Raw genomic sequence first — 18,432 nt, 5'->3', positions numbered from 1 at the left:
GCTGCGCGCTGTGCAGTGAAGAGCCGCGCTCCGCGCGGCTCGAACTCCGTTGCTTCGCAACGGAGTTGCGCCCGCTTCGCGGGCACCGGCCCCTGAAAGGGGCCGTCAAGTCCTCCGCTCCGCTCCAGACTTGTAGGTGTGGCTCCGCCACACCACCGAAGAGACAAACGGCCGCTGCGCGGCCTGACAACGGGCCAGCTCCGCAGCCCCACACAGCTCTTCCGTCTCCGCCTCCAGGACCAAAACCGCCCGCTATGCGGGCAAGCTGGCTACGAACAGGGCGGCTGGTGCATCACATTGAAACTAGCATGTAGCTTTGGGGATTTTAGACCACTACCACCAACAAATTCCACGCCACCCAGTGAACCCTAGGCAAGGGCCGCACAAAAAGCCGAGACCGGGAAACCCGCCAGCAATCGGCACACCCAGAAAGCAGAATACCCATCCGCCCTCAACACCACACCCCACGAAGGATCCTGACGAAACCTCAAAATAACCCGAAGAACCGAAGAACACAGAGCCCCGCCAGAGACCCAAGCCGCGAACCGACCCCAGGACCCGCCCGGCCGAGCCCTAGGCCCACAGACGGCCACACAGGCCCCCGCGCCACCCCAACCGCGCGAGGCCCCCGGCCGAGCGCGCCACCAACCAACCCCCACCCATCCCCGCCGCACCCGCAGACCAAGCCCCCACCCTCCTTTTTTGATCATTGGGCGCAGGGAGACGGGTAGAAGGGGATGTCTGACCCCCACCAGAGCCAACCACGCCGCCTCACCAGGAACTTGTCGCCACCCGAAAGAAGCGGGGTGCAACAGATAGTGCAGTAGATACCGCAGCAGATTGTGCAGCAGGTGGTGCAGTAGATACAGGTCCGACCCCAGCCTAAATGGTGTATTATTGATTTCCTAGTCAGGCGGCAAACTGGCTGACCGTCATTCACCAACCCGAGGAGTCCCGTTGGAAACAGAGGCCATTGACGCGGTAAGCCGACTCGCGATCCACCTGGCGGGAGAGCATGAGACCGACGCGCATATCGGTCTGACGCTCATCCCGCTCCTCAAGATCCCGACAGCAATCATCGAATTCCGGCACCCTATCGCCGCACGCGTGTGGTGGGAAGGATGGTGCGAGGCAAGCGAGTTGCTCGACCGCATCTTTCCCGAGCAGGTCCACGCAGGCGAATTGCGCGCACCTTCGCTCGCTATCAACTCGTTTGTCATTCTTGACGACGCGCCCCGTCGCGCCAAGGTCCGGGGCCGGAGCGCCACGGTGAGCCCTGACGGGATCGGTGCCCTGTCTGTGACCGTGGAAGGCCTGACGATCGTGTGTGCGTCGCGCAGGGCGGTTGAGTGCCAGGTGCGGGGGTGGCGCGAAGCGTATGGCGTGATCGCCAGTGACGGGGGTTTCGGTCTTCCGTGCGCCGACGAGGTGGCCAGGCGTGTCCACGCCGACCAGGCTCGCCACGGGGCGAACGAGCTGCTGGCGGCCACCACGGAGCAGACGGTTCGCCGGATCAGCCAGGGGCAGCAGGTTCAGGTCCAGCGCCGCCCGTCCCGGGGCCAGCCCGTTAGGCCTGAGGTATGGGAGGGACGTGTCTTGCAAGTCGTCTACGCGGACCGCGAGTTGACTGACATCGAGATCTACGGCAGGCGCGCGAGCACGGGCGAAGTCCGGCGCGTCGCGTTCAGTCTCACGGACGACGAGCTCTTTCGTACGAACGTGAGGCCGGTGGAGTCGTCGTAGGTCCCTCTTGCGGGGGGTGGTTGAGGGTTGACGGCCACCCCCCGCAAGGGAGTATTATTGATTTCAAGAGAGAGCGGCAACTCTCTCGCCACCAACTCGACCAACCCAAGGCAGGGGACGATGAGCGAGTTCAAAGATCACGTACGACTGACTCTTGACGGCCACCACAACCCGGAGGCGCAGCACAGGAACGAGATGCGGTGGTCCCCGGCACCGCCGTTGGTGGACGCCCCCACCGAAGCGGACCTATCGGCAGACACGGAGCCTTCTCTCGACGAGACGGCCGCCGTCGTGAAGCAGGCGCAGGACGCGTTTTTTGCTCTGCTGGATGTTCTCGGTCCCGGGAGTCACACGGTGGTGTGTTCTGTCGCATCGGCGCTCGGTCAGCAGGTGGGGTTTCTCCAACTGCTGGCCGATGACGGCGACTTGATCGCGGTGGACGAGGTCGAGGCCCTCTCGTTCTGGTTGACCCTCTCGTTCGGATTCCTGCCTGGGGCCACTGGCGGTGTGGTGGTGCGCACGACCACACCGGATGATGCCGAGTCCGCGCGCGGGTGGTCCGTCCGGGACGGGTGGCTGCACCCGCTCACCGCACGCGAGGTACTCGACGCGTACAGCATCAATCCGGAGTCCGGCGCCCTCATGGAGCCGGAACAGGAAGTGGACTATCTCTCGGCCGAGGTCCTCACGCGCCCTTCCGCCGAGTCCACGCCCAGGGATGACCGGGGTAGGCACAGCCGCAGCGCGACGCCCGACCGGCGCCCCCCGAACCGCTCCAACTGAGCACTACTCCGCCCGGGGCCGGTCGCGCGACCGGCCCCGGGCGGGAATGCCCTGCCCCTGCCTCCCGGTGTGAGCGGCAACTCACCCGGCACCAACCCGACCAGGAGTGACCCGACATGACCGCGACCACGCGCCACGCCAGCAGCTCGCGCACCGCCGCCCAGGAGCCGGCCCCGACCCCTGCCGAAGTGCCGGCGCCCACCGCCCCGACCGCCGAGCAGCCCCACACAGCGGACGCCCAAGGAGTGGTTCTGCCCCGCAACCTGGCCCGCCTCACCGCCCAGGCCGAGGAGGCAGGATGGACGGCCACCGTCCAGACGCAGCCCGGATACTGCGCGCTGCTGCTCACCGCCCGCCAGAAGGCCGGGGAAACCGTCCTGCGCTGTGTTTGGCGACTCACCACCCGGGAGCACCGCTGGGACGGCGCGACCCTGACCCGCTACGGCCAGCAGGCCGCCGAGGGCATCGCATGGCGCGCCGTCGCGGCCCTGGTGACCGCCGAGGCGCCCACCGCCCGCACACAGCCGACCGCGCAGCCCGTGACGGTGGACTCTCCGGCCAAGACCGCGGGGGAGGCTTCGGCCCCCCGGAAGCGTGCCCGTAAGGCGCCGTCCATGGCGGAAGTCGAGCGTGCGCGTAGGGCGGCGGAGGAGTGGCCGGAAGCGCTGGAAGCGCGGTCGCTGGACGACCGTTACGAGGGGAAGTTTCGGCGCTCCGACCTGCTGTCGGATCTGTCGGTGTGCGGTGAGCGGTTCCCCTTCCGCTTCCATTTCGAGTCGGGCGGCCGACACACCGTGGCCCTTCCGACGGGGGACGTGCGCGGTACGTGGGGTCAGGTCACGGGGGCCGCTATCGCGTACGTGATCGCCGAGCGTCCCGCGTCGGTGCTGCGGGCAACGGCCGAGACGGCGCGCGTGTACGGCATCCATGCGGAGCGCGCGGCGGAGAAGGCGGAGGAAAACGCACAGACAGCCGTGTCGGTCGGCATGGCGCGCGCTGCCCTGGACACGGTCCGTGCGTTCGCTCAGCGCATCGATTGGGATGGGCTGACGGACGAGCAGTACGACAGCGCCCGGGGTGCGGTTCGTGAGGCCGAGGAGTGCGCAGAGGGCGCAGAGTCCGCGTACGGGCGGGGCGACGTCGACAGGGCCCGTTGGGAAGCGCGTGACGCTCTCGCCGTCGTGCGTGAGTTCGGGCTTGACGTGCCGTCGGCTCAGGAGTGCGCGGAGCGTGCGCCGGAAGCGCGCGCGGTTGCTGGGCGGGTGCGGCCGCAAGCGTCGGCGTTCCTCCTGCGCATCACGCGCCCGGGGTGGGAGGGACCTGCCGAAACGGCCGAGGGTCCGGCCGGTGATGCTCCGGCCGGTAGCGGCGTGACACCGGACGTTCCGGCGGAGGAGAACGAGGTCAAGAAGACCCCGGCGGTGTTGCCCGACGTCGTGTCGAACCCCGGCGGGGTGGACGGGTGGGAGACCGACGGGGGCGCGGTTGAGGTGCTGCCGGTGATCTGCCACGGCAACGGGGATGGGGTGTTCCCGGTGGCGTTCCGTGGCCCGTACGAGGGCACGGTGCGGGTGTCGCGTTCGTGGTTTGCGGAGCGTGCGCGGTGTGCTCTGGCGATGGCTCGTGAGCGGCTCACCGTGGCGGAGGAGGACGCGTGGGAGTGCGCCGCGTGGCGCCGTGACGCGTATGACCTTCACCAGGAAGTACGCCGGTCGGCGGGTGTGCTCGGCGAACACGTCTGGGTGAGTTACGAGACGTCCGGCCAGTGGTCGGAGCGTGCGCGTAGGGCGTCGTATGCGGCGGACGTGCGGCGGACGCGTGCGCGGGATGCGGTGCGGTGGTGTGAGTGGGAGCTGTCCGCGCTGGAGCGTGAGGCGGAGGAACCGGCGCAGCGTGCGGCGGCGGCGCGCGGGTTCCTGGCCCGTGCGGCGGCCGGTGACGTTCCGGCCGGTCGTGGCGCGTGGCTGTCCGAGGACGGCGGTACGGCGGTGATGTTCGAGCTTCCCGCCGATGCCGAGTACGCGCCCGACATGGAACACGCGCCTGGGATGGCGGAGCGTCGGGCGTTCGTGGACCTGTTGGCCGATGCTGTGGCCGCGCGAGATGAGGGGCGCGCGTTGAAGGGTCCCGACCTGCCCACGAAGAACAAGCACGGGCGTACCGCAGGGGTGGAGAAGGGGCAGGCATCCGCGTCGGTTAAGCCCCTCGTGCAGCCGTGGAAGGCGCCCAAGGGGACCGAGACCGGGCGCATGCCGTCGGTGTCGACGCTGGAGGACTGGCAGGGCGGTTACGCGGGTGCGGAGGTGATCGCGGAGACCGAAGCGGCGCCGGAAGTGTGGCTGCCCATGGCTGCCGTGGCCATGGCGGACACGGCGGCGGGGAACGGGTGGACGGTGGCCGTGCAGCGCAGTGCGGACGGGGTCACGGTGACGGTGCGGGCGGCGGGAACGGCCACGGGCAGGGTTCCCGGGGAGATGCGCGCGGTGTGGAGTGGGAGCCTGTACGACGTCGACGCGTCGGGGGCATGGGTGAACGGCGCGCCGGTCGACAAGACTCCGACGCTGCACGCGATGAACACGACGGTTGCCCAGGTGTGCAAGGTGGGCGGCGTCCTGGTCGAGGACACGGCGCCGGTCGCGCTGCCCGACGTCCTGTCGGATCCGGGCGGAGTGGACGGGTGGGAGAGCGACGGCGGCGCGGTCGAGCGGGACGAACAAGGAGAGCTCTCCCCGCCGGCAACTAGTGGCGACGTGCCCGCGTCGGTCGCGGGCGACGAGCGTGCGCCGCTCGATGGGTGCGGCTACTACCCGCAGGAATGCCGCCACGCGTGGCCGTGCAGGCGTGATGAGGCGGTGTGGAGCGCGCGGCAGCCCAAGAGCCGTTCGGTGCTGCTGCGGGAGCGCCAGGCCGTGACGCGGGCTCGTAAGGCCACGGCTGACGTGGTGTCCGACCCGTCCGGGGTGGACGTGTGGGATGCAGAGGGCGGCATGGTGCCGGACGTCGACACCCCGGCCCCCGTCGCGGCGGCTGTGGCGGTTATGCCGATCGACTGGGCGAAGCCTGCCGGGCGCGGTGACTGCGCGGCGGCAAACACGTGCGGCGGGTTCGGGATGCTGCTGTGGGACGTGCCCGGCTGTGCTCCGCGCTGCGCCGAGTGCGCCGCACGGCTCATGGGGCACACCCCGGCGGCGCTGCGCGCGCTCACCCTGCCCGGGGACATCGCGGAGGCCGAGGAGACCGCAGAGGCGGCAGACATCGTCATCCGGCACACCCACGAGCACGGCACCACCGTTGAGGGCTCCTCCCGCGGTGACGGGGTGTGGGACGCGTTGCGCCCGCTGGGCTGGACCTACCGGCGCAACCCCGGGATCTTCATCCGGGGCAGCCGCTACAAGAGCGCCGACCGGTGGAAGATCAACCGGGCCGCCGACGCGGTGCGCGCACTCGGCCTGTCGTGCGCCGTGGCGATCGAAGAAACCCTGTCGTTCGCCGAGCGGGAGGCCGCCCGCGTGGATGCGGCCGAGGAACGGGCGGAGCGGTTCACCGACCGGTCCGGACGTGCGGCGGCATCGTCGCAGTCGGCGCGGGATGCCTCGGACCGGATCGGCGAACGGTTCTGGATGGGTCAGCCGATCCTGGTGGGCCACCATTCGGAAGGGCGCGCCCGCAGGGACCAGGAGCGCATGCACAACGCGATGCGCAAGAGCATCGCCGAGGGCGAGCGGGCTGGCTACTGGGCATCCCGTGCGGCGGCGGCGGACGCCTACGAGCGGTACCGGAAGAACCCGGGGCGCACGCTACGCCGTATCGAGAAGCTGGATGCGGAGCGGCGCGGCGTCCTGCGGGAGCGTGACGGCGTTGACGACAAGGGCCGTAGGGCTGATGTGTGGCGACGCCAGCCGTCCGAGGCGCGCCGCCAGGAGCTGACGCGCCGTCTGGCCGAGTACGACGAAGAGCTGACGTACTGGGCGGAGACCATCAAGGAGGCGGAGCGGCGCGGCTTCAAGGTGTGGGGTCGGGCCGACTTTGTGAAGGGCGATTTCGTGCAGTGGCGGGGGTCCTGGTACGAGGTGACCCGGGCCAACGCCAAGACGGCGACCGTGCCGCACATCCACGCCGCGTTCGATGGCGGCACCGTCGGCGCCGTCGGTGACTGCCGCGTGGTCACCCGCGCGGCAACGGCTGAGACCCGGCACAAGGGCAGCACGTACACGCTCCCCTACAACGAAGTGAGCGGGCGCATGTCGGCCGAGCAGATGCGGGCCGCCCTGGCAGGTGAGCCGATCCCCGCCGACCCGCGCGACATCACCCCGGAGCCCGCCCCGACACCGGGTTCACTGCCGCCGTCGCCGCCAGCCTGACCGTCACCACGCCGACCCCCCGCCTGACCACCCCATGGCCGATCGCCCACGGCGCCGGCCGCCTCCTAGGAAGCACAGCTATGCGACTGAGCAAGCGCCGAGCGACCACCCTGACCCGACGCGCGCGGCACCATCACCGGAAGCAGCGGGGCACGTTGCCGTGCCTGGAGACCGGCGGGACCCAGGTCTACGCCTACTGGAGCTGCGGTGAAGGCCTGGTGGTGTCCGTCCATCTGGACACCGGAGAGGTACCCGGCGACCTGATCAGCCCGGATGGAACGATCCCGATCCGGATCACGGTCAACGGTGCGTGCGTCTTCAGCGCCGACTGATACAGCAGAAGCGTTGCACCCACACCGCAAGATTCACAAGAGAGCGGCAACTCTCTCGCCGCCAACCCAACTCGCACCAGAAGGACAGGGCATGGACTACATCGACACCAAGCACGTGGCCGCCGAGCTCAAGAACCGCCTGAAGAACGCATTCCCCAGCGTGAAGTTCAGCGTGCGCAAGGACACCGGTACCGCCTCCGCATGGATCTCCGTCCACTGGACCGACGGCCCCTCCACGGCCGACGTCGGGGAGCACACCCGCCCCATGCAGGGCGCGCAGTTCAACGGCATGGAGACCGCTACGAGTCCACCGACAACACGGTCACCCTCACCGTCAAGGGCCGAAAGGTCACCGGTAAACCGCTGGTCGACGGCATCAACACCCACCGGGGCGTCTCCGACGAAGCTCTGAAGGCCGCCGCCGTCCTGTGGTCCGCAGCCCACGACGGCACCGAGCCCCCCCAACAGCGGCATGCTCGCCGCCTGCGTCGTCGACGGCCACGTCATCCAGGAGAACTGGGCCCCGCAGCAGATGTGGCAGATCGCCAGTGCCGTTGTCCTTCCCCAGCGCTGGGCCGCCACCAAGGAGCAGACCGCCACCCAGGCCGCCCGCCCGGCGAACGCCCGCGAGCAGGGTGACGAGGGCGCGGAGGGACTCGCGCTCCAGCACACGGACGAGGACGGGACGACGGTCACCGGTACGCGTCTGGGCGACGGCGCCGCCGACGTCCTCAAGCGCCACGGCTTCAAGTGGCACCGAAAGAACCAGTACTGGTACGCCCCCGGCAGCCGTGACCAGCAGGCCGACACCGGATTCATGGACGCGGTCGCCGCCGACCTGCGCGCCGAGAACCTGACCGTCACCACGGCCCAGCCCGAACCGACCCCCACCGCCTGAACCGACACCCGACCGGCCGGGCGCCCCAGGCGCCCGGCCCACCGAGCGGAGCCCCCATGTCCACGCACCTCCCCTCTCAGCTCACCGATGATCGCCCGGACCCGGGCGCCGCCGTCACCGACCCAGGCACCGTCGCGGCATGGGAGACGGACGGCGGAGCCGGCCCCGGGGTCGAGCCGACCGGCCACCCCCGCGGCCCGTCCCGCAACACCGTCCGCCGCCGAGATGCCGAGCTGCCCACGAGGGCGCGCACCTTGGTCGAGGCAGCGACGGCGAACGGATGGGATGTGACCGTCACCTCCCAGGGCATCGTGGAAGGTGCCCACGTAGGCACGATCACCCTGACCGGTGCATTCCCGACGCCGACCACGGTCGCTGAACTCACCGCCCGGTGCGTGTGGTACGGCTCCAGCTACTGGGGAGAGGTGTCCGAGCGCAACGGCCGCTATGCCGGCGGTTGCGGCGTACGACGGTGCGCGGATGTACGCGCGCTACACGCAGACCATCCACCACGATGACACCGCCATCCCGGTGCGGGAGGCACCCGGATACGGTCGGCCCCACCTCACCGGCGACGCGGTACGCGCATTCCTCGGCGGATCACTCGGATTCTGGCTGTCCAGCCAGGCCACCATCACAGACGACGAAACGATCATCTACCGCCAGACCAACCGGCATTCAGCACTCACATTCACGCCGGATCGCGACTCCGGTGTCATCATCACCCACCCGGAGCGGTTCATCACGGCTGACGCATACCGCGTCACCGGACACGGCCGCCTCCCGCAGGTCTGGACACAAACAGCCGTCCGTGAGGCGGTTACCGAAGCCACGCGCCCTGGCCCGATCGACTGGCCGGACGGCTGGGCGCTGCTCATGCCGGACGAGTCCGTGAGGTTCGCCCCACGAGGCTTCCCCTGGAAGTCCGCAGACGTGTACATCGCCGAACCCACCCCCGCACCCCAGACATGGGGGCCACGGTGCGGGACGTGCGGTTGGTACGAGACGGAGCACGACCCCGCGCGCAGGTGGGGCCGTTGCAGCAGCTTCCAGCCGCCGACCGACACCTGACGAACCCCCTGATGGCGCGCAGCGCGGACGCCGTAGCCATATCGCTCCCCATCGGACACACGACCGCCCTGGAGCGGTCCGGACCCCTCCCCCACACCACCGCGAAAGGCGGCATGTCATGGCCAGAAAGCTCAGCAAGGAGCAGACCAAGCAGCACACCCGGGCGCGCGAACTGGTCGACATGGACCGGGACTTGACCGAGAGGGAGCGGGAATTCGTTCTCGACCACTTCCACGAGTCCGCGAACATGGGCCGCACCCTGGACGGCGCGTTCTTCACACCGGCCGAACTCGCCGGCGAACTCCACCACGTGACCCCGGGTGACCGCATCACCGACCCGTGCGCAGGCATCGGACGCCTGGCCTGGCACACTCGCGACTACTGGAACCGGCGCTGGGAGCGTCTGCCGCCGCGCGAGATCGTATGCGTGGAGAAGGACCCGGAGTATGTGCGGGTCGGGCGGCGCGTCCTGCCGGAGGCGACGTGGATCTGTGCTGACGTGCTCGACGTTCCGGGCCTGAACCTCGGTCCCTTCGACTGCGCGATCAGCAATCCGCCGTTCGGGCGGATCAAGCGCAGCTCCAACGCCCCCGGGTACCGAGGGCCACTGTTCGAGTTCCATGTGATCGCGGTCGCCGAAACCCTGGCCCGGCGGGGAGCGTTCATCATCCCGAGGGAGTCCGCCCCGTTCCGCATCGAGACCGGATTCGTCTCGCAGGACTCGCCCGCGTACGAGCGATTCCACCATGAGACCGGGATCAAGCTACGCCCCAACCCCGGCATCCCCACGGACCTGTTCCGCGACCAGTGGCGCGACGCCTCACCGGCCGTCGAAATCGTGGTGCGCAACCGCGACGAGGGCGAGTTGGAGGCCCAGGCCGAACAGACCGCCCGCGCCGAGCAATCGACAACCGGCCGGGCACATCGGCCCAGGGCAACCACCACCGCCGCGCCCAACTCGTCACAGGACACCGGGAACAACAGCGACGGTGACACCTTGTTCTGAAAGAGATGAACCGTGTATTATTGATTCTATGGAGTATGCGGCAACTTGCTCCGTCATCAGCTCATACAGGAGGACGCACGATGACCACGATCCGCCGGAACTGAACCAACCGCCTTGCGCAGATCCGCACATCAGCCCGTTCCTGCCGCGCCTATGACTCGGCGACCGGCAACATGGTGCCGGTCGACCCTGCACGCGCTTTCAAGGCCTGGGAGAGCAAGCCGGGCGCACGACTCACGGAGGACATCCCCGGGCAGAAGTGGGCGGTCCATGTCCACTCCAACGAGTTCTACGTCCTGACCGCCGAGGACAACTCCCCGGCCCGGACGGACGCCGCGCCGGCCACCGAGGACCCCGCAGCGCCCACCACCGCACTGGACGCCGACACACCCGACGGGGCCGCGCGTGCGACGGCCGGACCAGCCAGGACGCAGGACCACGGCGCGGCACGCACCCTCGCCCGCCGCAAGCGGGCATCCGTGCCCATGGACCGCAACCGCCCGTCCGGCCACATGTCCGCCATGGCGGTCGATCTCGTCGGCAAGGCCGTCCGCGTGAAGCTCGCCCAGGGCTACAGCCACGAGCAGATCCGGGACGAATTGGAGCAGGAGCGGACCGACGCTGCGACCGCCGGGAACACCGGGAGGGTCACGGCCCTGGGAACGATCCTCGCGGCACACGCGGCGATGGCGGCCGAGGAGGACGCAGCCCAGCCACCTGCCCGCCCCACTCCCGCCGGCCACTGCCACAGCTCCGCTGAGCAGCAGCCCACCCGGCACCGCCCTGACGTCCCGCACGAAGGACGGGCGAGCAGCGACACTGTACTGTCCCGCATCGACACGGTTCTGCACGACGCAGCCGTCACCGAGGACCCCGCCGTCAGCAACGACGCCATGCGGTCAGTCCCCCTGGCCGACGCGGACGAGTTCATCCACGTCTACAGCCGTACCCAGGCCCTGGCAGACGGCGTCCTGGTCGCCGCCGACGCCGACTCGGCCCGGGAGGCCGGCTTCCAAGTCCCAGTCGCCCTCACCAGCGCCGCATGGGAGGACTGTGTGGCCTGGAACGACGGCGACAGCGACCGGCAGGTGCCCCAGGGCGAACGAGGCCGCCTGTGGGACGTGTTGACCATGTGCCGTGCGGCGATCCGGCGCAGCGGCGGGGGCGACGCCCAGACCATCGTCCGCCTGCGGCGGGTGCCGCGCGACGGCCATACCCGGCAGGCCCGCCCGGTCCAACTCCTCTGCACGATCGGGTCCGGCGACCACGGCGAGCCCGTGATCACCATCATGCAGCCCGGCGAGGACTGACCCCAGCCACCCGAGGGGCGGACCACCGCCCCTCGGTTCCGGCCCACCATACCGAGGGAGTTCCCCGGATGGGCCAACCCATCCGTCTACGCGACAGAGACAGCCAGGCCCCTCGGGCCGAGGCTTTGCGGACCCTGCACGGCGCGGCCGAAGCGTGGGCCGCTCGCGTCAGCCTGCCTCCCGTCACGGTGACCGAGATCTGATACCCGGCGCACTCGCGCCCCGCCCGAAGGAGCCTCCCGTGTCCGACCGCTCCGCACTCCAGCTCTACGTCTACGCCATGCCCGCCGAAGACCGGGCCGCCGTGCAGCTCGGAATCGACGACAACTGCCTTGCGCCGTACGACGACTCCGGCAACGGCATCGTGCTCGGGATGCGGTACCAGACAGAAGAAGTCCCGATCGGCTCCGCGTACGACCTCGCCGTGCACCTGCTCATAAAAGCCCCCGGTACGGCGTTCGAGCTGTGGCAGGACCCCGTGTTCCAGCACGCCGGCCACTACGTGGCGCATCTTCCCGGGATCGGCACCTACGACGGAGTGTGCGACTCCTACGGCTCCCCCCTCGTGAAGGTGACCGAGGTACTCGACACCCTGGCCCTGGTGCAGGACAGCGCCTCACCTCTCCCGGCGAGCCACATCGCGCACCACGCGCCGTTCTTCACCGCCCTGCGGCGCGCCCAGGCAGCGCGGTGGCCCCCATCACCATGAATGCCCGACATCCCCAGGAAAAAGGCTGTTGCCCCATCCACCAAGGCGTATAATTGATTTCATAAGCAAGCGGCAACTTGCTCGACACCAACCGCCCGCACAAGGAGCAATCCATGACCGCCACCGCAACAACCACACCCATGCAGCCGGTCACCCTGCGTCTCGGCCAGATCCGCGTCAACGAGAACAACGTCCGCCAGGACCTCAGCCTGGACGAGAAGTTCCTCAAGTCCATCGCGGCCAACGGCGTGAAGGTCCCCGTCGTAGTCCTCCCTCTCAGTGGGGACACCTACGAACTCAAGATGGGCCACCGGCGCTACTTCGCCGCCCGGGCCACCAAGGAGACCGAGGCGGAGCAGGGCGCGATCGAGGTCCCCGCGTACGTGCTCGACCCCTCCCTGCGCGAGGCGGGCGAGGACTTCATCGACCAGCTCATCGAGAACGACGACGACTTCCGCCAGGGCCTGACCGAGCTGGAGCAGGCTGACGCGCTATTCGGCGCGGTCGGCGCGGGCATGAAGCAGGCACGGGTCGCCGAGCTCACCGGCCGCTCCCGCAAGGACGTGTCCCACGCGGTGAAGACCGCCAAGTCGGTCGGCGGGCGGACCCGCTCGGCACTCGCCGAGGCCGGTACATACGACCTCGACCTCGAAGTCCTCGGCGTGCTGGGCGAGTTCGACGACGACAGCGCCGCCGTGGACCGGCTGCTGGACGCCTACACCAAGGGCCGCTTCGAGTTCCAGGTGCAGTGGGAGCGCGACGACCGCGCCGAACAGCGCGCCCGTGAACAGGTCCGCCAGCAGATCCAGGCCGCCGGGGTGCGGCTGGCCGAGGACTCCGACACGCTCCCGCAGACCGCCGAACCGCTCAGCGAGCTTGACGGCCCGGACGGCGAGTCCATGAGCGCCGAGGCGCACGCCGACTGCCCCGGCCACGTGGCGACCTGGGCCGAGAACCCCCGCGAGCCCGGCGAGGTGGACTACTTCTGCACCGACCCGGACCGCCTCGGCCACCACCCGCCCCAGGAAGACGCACCCGGGACGGACAGCGACCAGCCCGAGGAGCAACCGCAGGCGGCGGGAGCGACCACTGAGCCGTCGGAGCCCTCGCGCGAATACATCAAGGCGGGCAACAAGGCCTACCGCGCCGCCGAGAAAGCCCGGAAGGGTTGGCTGAAGGAGCTGATCAGCCGCAAGACCGCGCCAAAGCCGCTCGCCGCGTTCATCACCGGGCAACTTCTCACCTGTCCCAAGCCGGTAGCTCAGTGGGTGGGCGACACGGGCCGCCGGGACCTGGTCAAGGAGCTGACCGGCTACGACCGGCCCGCCGAGCGCGCCAAGTCGGCGACCCCGGCCAAACTCACGCTGCTGAACTTCGCGGTGTTGGCCGCAACGTTCGAGAAGCGGATGGGCGAGGTCCGGACCTGGCGCACCGACAGCACCGCCCATTCCGCCGTCTACGAGCTGCCGGAAACTCGTTCCGACGCCCGCACATGGCTGACATTCCTCGCCGAGATCGGCTACCCGCTCTCCCACGTCGAGCAGGCGATCGTCGACGACGAGCCCTACCAGGAGGGTGATCCGGAGGCGGCCGACACCGACGGCCAGACTGACGAGGACATCGAGGACACACCGGACGGCGTGAGCACCGAGGACTCCGAGGACGCGTCCTGACCTGCTGCCCGGGCCGGACCTCACAGGTCCGGCCCGGGCTCCCCCTCCACTTCCTCCTCTTGCGCGCCGCCCGCCCGGAAGGCTTCGCCATGCTCCGTTCCGAACTCCGGCTCAGCACCTCTCTGTTCGTCGCCCAGGCCGCCGTCAGCAACCACACGGGACTCATCGCCCGGGCCGGGCTCGCCATGCCGGCCGCGCCGTTCGGCTCCCCCGCCTGGCAGCTGCCCGCCCTGGTCTCCTATCTCCACCGCCTCCACCAGGACCAGGAGGACCCCTCCCCCGAACTGTGGCGCGCGCACACCGAGCACCAGACCGGCCCCGTGCCCCGGCCGCACATCCGCTACCAGGCGGACGGCCTGCACGATGCAGACGCGGTGTGCGTACTCGACATCCAGCTCGGCCCACGCGACGAAGACACCGGCTGGCCCACCGCCGACCTCGCCATCATCGAGCAGGAGGAAGGCTCCTGCCCCTTCGGCCGCATCACCCGCCGCCACGGCGCCGAGGCGATCGCCGCCTATACCGCCGAAGAACTGACCGCCGAGCACGCCCGGCTGGCCGACCGCGCCCGCCAGCACCAGGACACCTACCTCACGCGCCTCGCCGAACTGGCCCAGCGTGCCACCGAGTGGGCCGACAGGATACGCGCCACCGCGCACGCCACTGCCGTCCACGCCCAAGCCGAGACGGCCCGGTCCCGCATCACCCGCGGTGAGCCGACCTCGGGGGCCGCGCCCCGGTAGCCCCACGCCTGAGACGCCAGGCACCCGTCTCTGACAATGGCCTCGAACCTGCCTCGCTTGTCAGCGGCGGCATGTAGCGTCCGGCCGTGACTTATGGACTGACGCGCCTGTTGCGCACCGAAGACGACTGGTCGGACTTGCTGTGCTTCCTCGCTGAGCTGGATCCCGAGCCAGTCCGGTCGGCCTTGCTCCTGGCGCCGGGGACGATCACGGTCTGGCGGGAGGCCTGGGTGAAGGCAGGCCGAGGCGCCCCGGGCGGCCGGGCCGACTTTGTCGTCCTGCTTGACGGCACTGAGCGCACGGTGTTGGAGGTGAAGCTCGGTGCTGGCGCCCATGGCGAACAGTTTGCGGTCTACGACGCCTGGGCTGAGGCGAAGGGCATACCGGCATCAGACCGCTACCTGGTGGGCCCGAATACCGACCCCATCCCGAACGAGCCGAGCCATTGGTCCCGTCGGCTCACTGTCGCCAGTCTCCTCGCCGACTGGAACCATTCGACGGACGACCTCGCCCGGCTCCTGTCCATACGAGCGCTCCAGCAGTTCACGCAGCTGGAGGCCGAGGCAACAGGTCCGGCGAACCGTGCCTCCATCGTGCTCAGCGATACATTGCGTCTGCGGCGACTGGCAAGCATCACGCAGGCGACCTCCCCACCCGGCACGGTCTTCGCGCCGAAGCAGCGCTCCGAGGCCGGAGCCCCGAATATCTGTGCCTGGCGACATACGGAAGACGGCTACGTCGTCGCCGAGATCCAACGCCTGAACCCGAGAAGCGGCACGGCCAGTCCTTTCGAGATCCGCATCATGGTTCAGACGCCGGAGGCGACTTCCGCCGCCAACGGAGCTCTCGCGGACCGGCAACGAGACTGGCTCGCCCGTAGCAGCTTCGTCCGGCATGGCGGGCCCAGCGTGCAAGCGCTGGTGGTGGACCCGGAAGGCGACGGATTCAAGAAGAAGTCAGGGGCAAAGGGCCACCCGCGGTACTACGGGTACGTGGGCGGCGGACACGGCAGTTCCGTAGTACTCAAGGACGCGATCGGCCTCAGCGAAATGGTGACTGCATTCGCCGCCGTGCTGCAGTACCTCACCACCTACCCAGCGCAGTAGGCCAGGCCGGAGCGCTCCAAGACGGTCGCCTCGCCACCACCAATCAAGGCCACGTCAGCCTCCCGGAAAGCTGGTTCGCCATATGCCCCCTTCGGTCCCCCAAAGTGTTGCAGTCGCAGACATGCGCCGACTGGGCAATGCCGAGCCTCTGGAGCCCTACCCAGGCCGGGCCCGTGAACCCTGGATGTGCCGTCACATCCCGTGCAAGCAGATCGTCTATCCGAACCGCAACAACGTGATGAGCGGCCAGGGAGCCTGCATCTGGTGTGCCCCGAACGCCCCGAAGAACCCTGAGGAGGCTGCGGCGGCGATGCTGGAGCAGGGCTTCATCGTGCTGGTGGACTTCCTCGGGACCGGCAAGCCGTGGCTGTCGGAGTGTGTCGCGGCGAGGCACATCGTGGCTCCCCGCTACGACAACGTGACCGGCCGCAGAGGCGGTTGCAGGTTCTGCACGCGCCACGGGCCGGGAGACGCACTGTAGGCGTTCGCCGACATGCGGGCCGTCGGCTTTCGCCCGCTGGAGCCGTTCAAGAACGTCGCCTCGCCCTGGCTCTCCCTGTGCGAGCGATGCGTGAAGACCTCCGCCCCCCGGTTGAACAATGTCCGGAGCAGGGGTGAGTGCTGCCAGCACTGTGCGCGCTATGGCCTAGATCCGGGAGCCCCGGCCCGCCTGTACATCCTCTCCCACGCCGGGCACGGCGCGGTGAAGATCGGGATCACCGGAGTACGAACTCGGGAGGACCGCGTTGCACGGTTCCAAGGTCGGGGCTGGGTGCCGTTCGCCCAACTCCTGTTCGCCACGGGTGCGGACGCGTACCGCGTGGAGCAGAGCGTGATCCGCCGGCTCAGGGCCGAGGGGCACGCGGTGTTCCTGGACGACGCGCAGATGCCGATCGGCGGCTACAAGGAGACATTCGACGCGAGGTCCGTATCCGTTCAGCGCCTGCTCGCTCTGGCGGAAGCAGAGCGGTAGACCGCGGTCAGGCCACAGTCCACGGGGCGCCGACCCGTGCGAGCCAATCCCGCACCACCACGAGAGGCTCCGGCAAATAGTCCGACGCGCAGGTCCGACTGGATCAGCAGCGTCGCCGCGGCATGGGCCGAGCGCTCGGCAGTCCACTGGTGGTCGAGGTCGGTGAAGGCGTCGTCCGCCCACACTGCCGCGGCGTTACCGAGCCATGCGCCGGCGCTTCCACAGGTAGCCGTCTGGGTGGCTGACGGGCGGTGTGCCGAGTCGCCAGCGGCGACTGCAGCGGATCCAAGACGGCAAACTCTTGCGACTCGGCTGAGACACCATCCAACGCCGACACCGAGGCGCGGCGGGAGTACGCCCGAGAGCGGGAAGAGGACCTGCGGCAACTACTCGGCGACGTCAGGCTTCCGCATGCGCCGCGGCGGCGAAAGCCGACCCCTACCACTGAGCCTGCTCCGCGATCAGTAGGTCACGCGAGGCGACCCGAGCAGGCGTGGACGGTGGCTTCGTGGCGGGGTGTGCGTCGGCAAGATTGACAGCCACCCACCGAGAGCGCCATATTGATTACGCGATACTGCGGTAAAAAGTGGTGGACGGCGGAAGTCACCCTCTCACGAGGGTGTCGACCCAGGGCGGCAACCCCGGCCGAACGTCCCGCCGACCACCTTCACCAACTCAACCCGCCCGCCGACGCGAATGCGCCGAAGGGCCAAGAGGAGCAAGCCCTCAGTATAGGGCCGTAGCTCGGACCGGAGCGTGCCATGTCTAAAGCCCTGAATGCTCAGCGACGCGTCCTCGGCGGCCGTGCCGTGGTCAACCGCGACTGGATCCGCGAGTTCACTGGTGCCAGCATCGGCACCGCGGCCCGCTGGTACAAACTGCGCCTCGATCAGCCCGAGGAGCACCGCCACCCGGAGAAGGAACGCATCGAGGGGACCGACTTCTACGACGAGCAGACCTTCCGCGACTTCTACGCCTGGTTCCAGGAGGAGAAGGCCGGCAAGGTCCTCAAGGCTGACCCCGAACTGTACGAGCTCGACCCCGATGATGTCGTCTCCATCAACCGGGCCGCCGAGTTGCTGAAGTTCAGCGGGCCTTCCGTGATCCGCAAGTACCGGCAGGCGAACCCCGGCTACTTCCCGGACTCCGTCGACGAGCCGGTACAGGGACCCACCGGCCGTATGATCCCCGGCTTCCGCGTCGGCGACCTGCAGAACTTCGACCGCAAGCGCACCGGGGACAAGCTCGGAAAGGCCGGACGCCGTCCCGGCCCCCAGCCCGACGCACCCGTCGGCCGCCCCTCCGCCCTCGAGGAAGCTCTCGCGGCCCAACTGCGCGCCCACACCGGTGAGACACCGCTCACGGCCACACAACTCGCCCAGCAGTACACCATCGAGGCCATCGAGCGCGACGGCCACCGCCCCGGCCTGGCCGCGCAGCTCAGCGTGCAGTACGGCGGGCCGCAGAGCTCGTGGGAATACGCCGTGCGCCAGGCCCTCAAGGACCATCCCGCAGTCCCGTCGTCCCCCACGGGGGCCGCCGAACAGCGCACCGTCACTGCTCTGGCTGCTCTCAAGGAGCGTGGCGACGTCCGCGGCCTGGCCGCGTCCCTCGCCCGCCAGCACGGCGGCAGCCCCGACGTCTGGTCCCGCGCGGTCAGCGCGGCACGCACCCGGCTCGCCGAATCCAGCGCCTGACCGCCCCACCACCCCAAGGACGGGCCC

At 69.4% G+C, this 18,432-nt stretch carries 17 protein-coding genes; all 17 read left to right on the top strand.

Features of this window, described 5'->3' with window-relative positions; translation table 11 throughout:
- Positions 1-957 precede the first annotated feature (957 nt).
- The 17 genes from OG522_RS40820 to OG522_RS40740 all read left to right on the top strand — a co-directional run bounded on the left by OG522_RS40820 (position 958) and on the right by OG522_RS40740 (position 18,405).
- Positions 958-1,743, top strand: coding sequence for a hypothetical protein (locus OG522_RS40820; protein WP_329468609.1), 786 nt, complete (start codon positions 958-960; stop codon positions 1,741-1,743).
- A gap of 27 nt (positions 1,744-1,770) precedes the next feature.
- Positions 1,771-2,526 carry a hypothetical protein gene (locus OG522_RS40815; protein ID WP_329468608.1) on the top strand — a complete coding sequence of 252 codons (756 nt, stop codon included), beginning with the start codon at positions 1,771-1,773 and terminating at the stop codon, positions 2,524-2,526.
- 116 nt (positions 2,527-2,642) lie between these two features.
- Positions 2,643-6,887, top strand: coding sequence for a DUF3560 domain-containing protein (locus OG522_RS40810; RefSeq protein ID WP_329468606.1), 4,245 nt, complete (start codon positions 2,643-2,645; stop codon positions 6,885-6,887).
- Between the two features lie 80 nt (positions 6,888-6,967).
- The gene (locus tag OG522_RS40805) at positions 6,968-7,219 is read left to right on the top strand and encodes a hypothetical protein (RefSeq protein WP_329468604.1); all 252 of its coding nucleotides are present in this window, start codon (positions 6,968-6,970) and stop codon (positions 7,217-7,219) included.
- Between the two features lie 91 nt (positions 7,220-7,310).
- Positions 7,311-7,631: an LPD29 domain-containing protein gene (locus tag OG522_RS40800; protein WP_329468602.1), complete on the top strand. Its 321-nt coding sequence runs from the start codon at positions 7,311-7,313 to the stop codon at positions 7,629-7,631.
- Between the two features lie 60 nt (positions 7,632-7,691).
- The gene (locus OG522_RS40795) at positions 7,692-8,117 is read left to right on the top strand and encodes a hypothetical protein (protein WP_329468600.1); all 426 of its coding nucleotides are present in this window, start codon (positions 7,692-7,694) and stop codon (positions 8,115-8,117) included.
- A gap of 56 nt (positions 8,118-8,173) precedes the next feature.
- Positions 8,174-8,635 carry a hypothetical protein gene (locus OG522_RS40790; RefSeq protein ID WP_329468598.1) on the top strand — a complete coding sequence of 154 codons (462 nt, stop codon included), beginning with the start codon at positions 8,174-8,176 and terminating at the stop codon, positions 8,633-8,635.
- Positions 8,598-9,188: a hypothetical protein gene (locus OG522_RS40785; RefSeq protein WP_329468596.1), complete on the top strand. Its 591-nt coding sequence runs from the start codon at positions 8,598-8,600 to the stop codon at positions 9,186-9,188. The genes OG522_RS40790 and OG522_RS40785 overlap by 38 nt, the downstream gene beginning before the upstream one ends.
- 118 nt (positions 9,189-9,306) lie before the next feature.
- Positions 9,307-10,194 carry a methyltransferase gene (locus tag OG522_RS40780; RefSeq protein ID WP_329468594.1) on the top strand — a complete coding sequence of 296 codons (888 nt, stop codon included), beginning with the start codon at positions 9,307-9,309 and terminating at the stop codon, positions 10,192-10,194.
- A 173-nt stretch (positions 10,195-10,367) separates the two neighbouring features.
- Positions 10,368-11,504 (top strand): DUF6573 family protein, encoded by a 1,137-nt coding sequence (locus OG522_RS40775; protein WP_329468593.1) that lies wholly within the window; start codon positions 10,368-10,370, stop codon positions 11,502-11,504.
- Between the two features lie 241 nt (positions 11,505-11,745).
- A complete protein-coding gene (locus OG522_RS40770; RefSeq protein ID WP_329468591.1) occupies positions 11,746-12,213 on the top strand; it encodes a hypothetical protein in 468 nt (155 codons plus the stop codon).
- Positions 12,214-12,326: 113 nt separating this feature from the next.
- A complete protein-coding gene (locus tag OG522_RS40765; protein WP_329468590.1) occupies positions 12,327-13,886 on the top strand; it encodes a ParB/RepB/Spo0J family partition protein in 1,560 nt (519 codons plus the stop codon).
- 89 nt (positions 13,887-13,975) lie between these two features.
- On the top strand, positions 13,976-14,629 hold the full coding sequence (locus OG522_RS40760) for a hypothetical protein (protein WP_329468588.1): 654 nt from the start codon (positions 13,976-13,978) through the stop codon (positions 14,627-14,629).
- An 86-nt stretch (positions 14,630-14,715) separates the two neighbouring features.
- The gene (locus OG522_RS40755; protein WP_329468587.1) at positions 14,716-15,735 is read left to right on the top strand and encodes a hypothetical protein; all 1,020 of its coding nucleotides are present in this window, start codon (positions 14,716-14,718) and stop codon (positions 15,733-15,735) included.
- A 121-nt stretch (positions 15,736-15,856) separates the two neighbouring features.
- The gene (locus OG522_RS40750; RefSeq protein WP_329468586.1) at positions 15,857-16,216 is read left to right on the top strand and encodes a hypothetical protein; all 360 of its coding nucleotides are present in this window, start codon (positions 15,857-15,859) and stop codon (positions 16,214-16,216) included.
- A gap of 291 nt (positions 16,217-16,507) precedes the next feature.
- A complete protein-coding gene (locus tag OG522_RS40745) occupies positions 16,508-16,708 on the top strand; it encodes a hypothetical protein (protein WP_329468584.1) in 201 nt (66 codons plus the stop codon).
- Between the two features lie 761 nt (positions 16,709-17,469).
- Positions 17,470-18,405 (top strand): hypothetical protein, encoded by a 936-nt coding sequence (locus OG522_RS40740; RefSeq protein WP_329468583.1) that lies wholly within the window; start codon positions 17,470-17,472, stop codon positions 18,403-18,405.
- Positions 18,406-18,432: the final 27 nt, after the last annotated feature.

The sequence above is a fragment of the Streptomyces sp. NBC_01431 genome, from assembly GCF_036231355.1.
GTDB lineage: Bacteria > Actinomycetota > Actinomycetes > Streptomycetales > Streptomycetaceae > Streptomyces.
The sequence above is the reverse complement of the archived record's forward strand: the minus strand, read 5'-3'. Positions and strand labels throughout refer to the sequence as shown.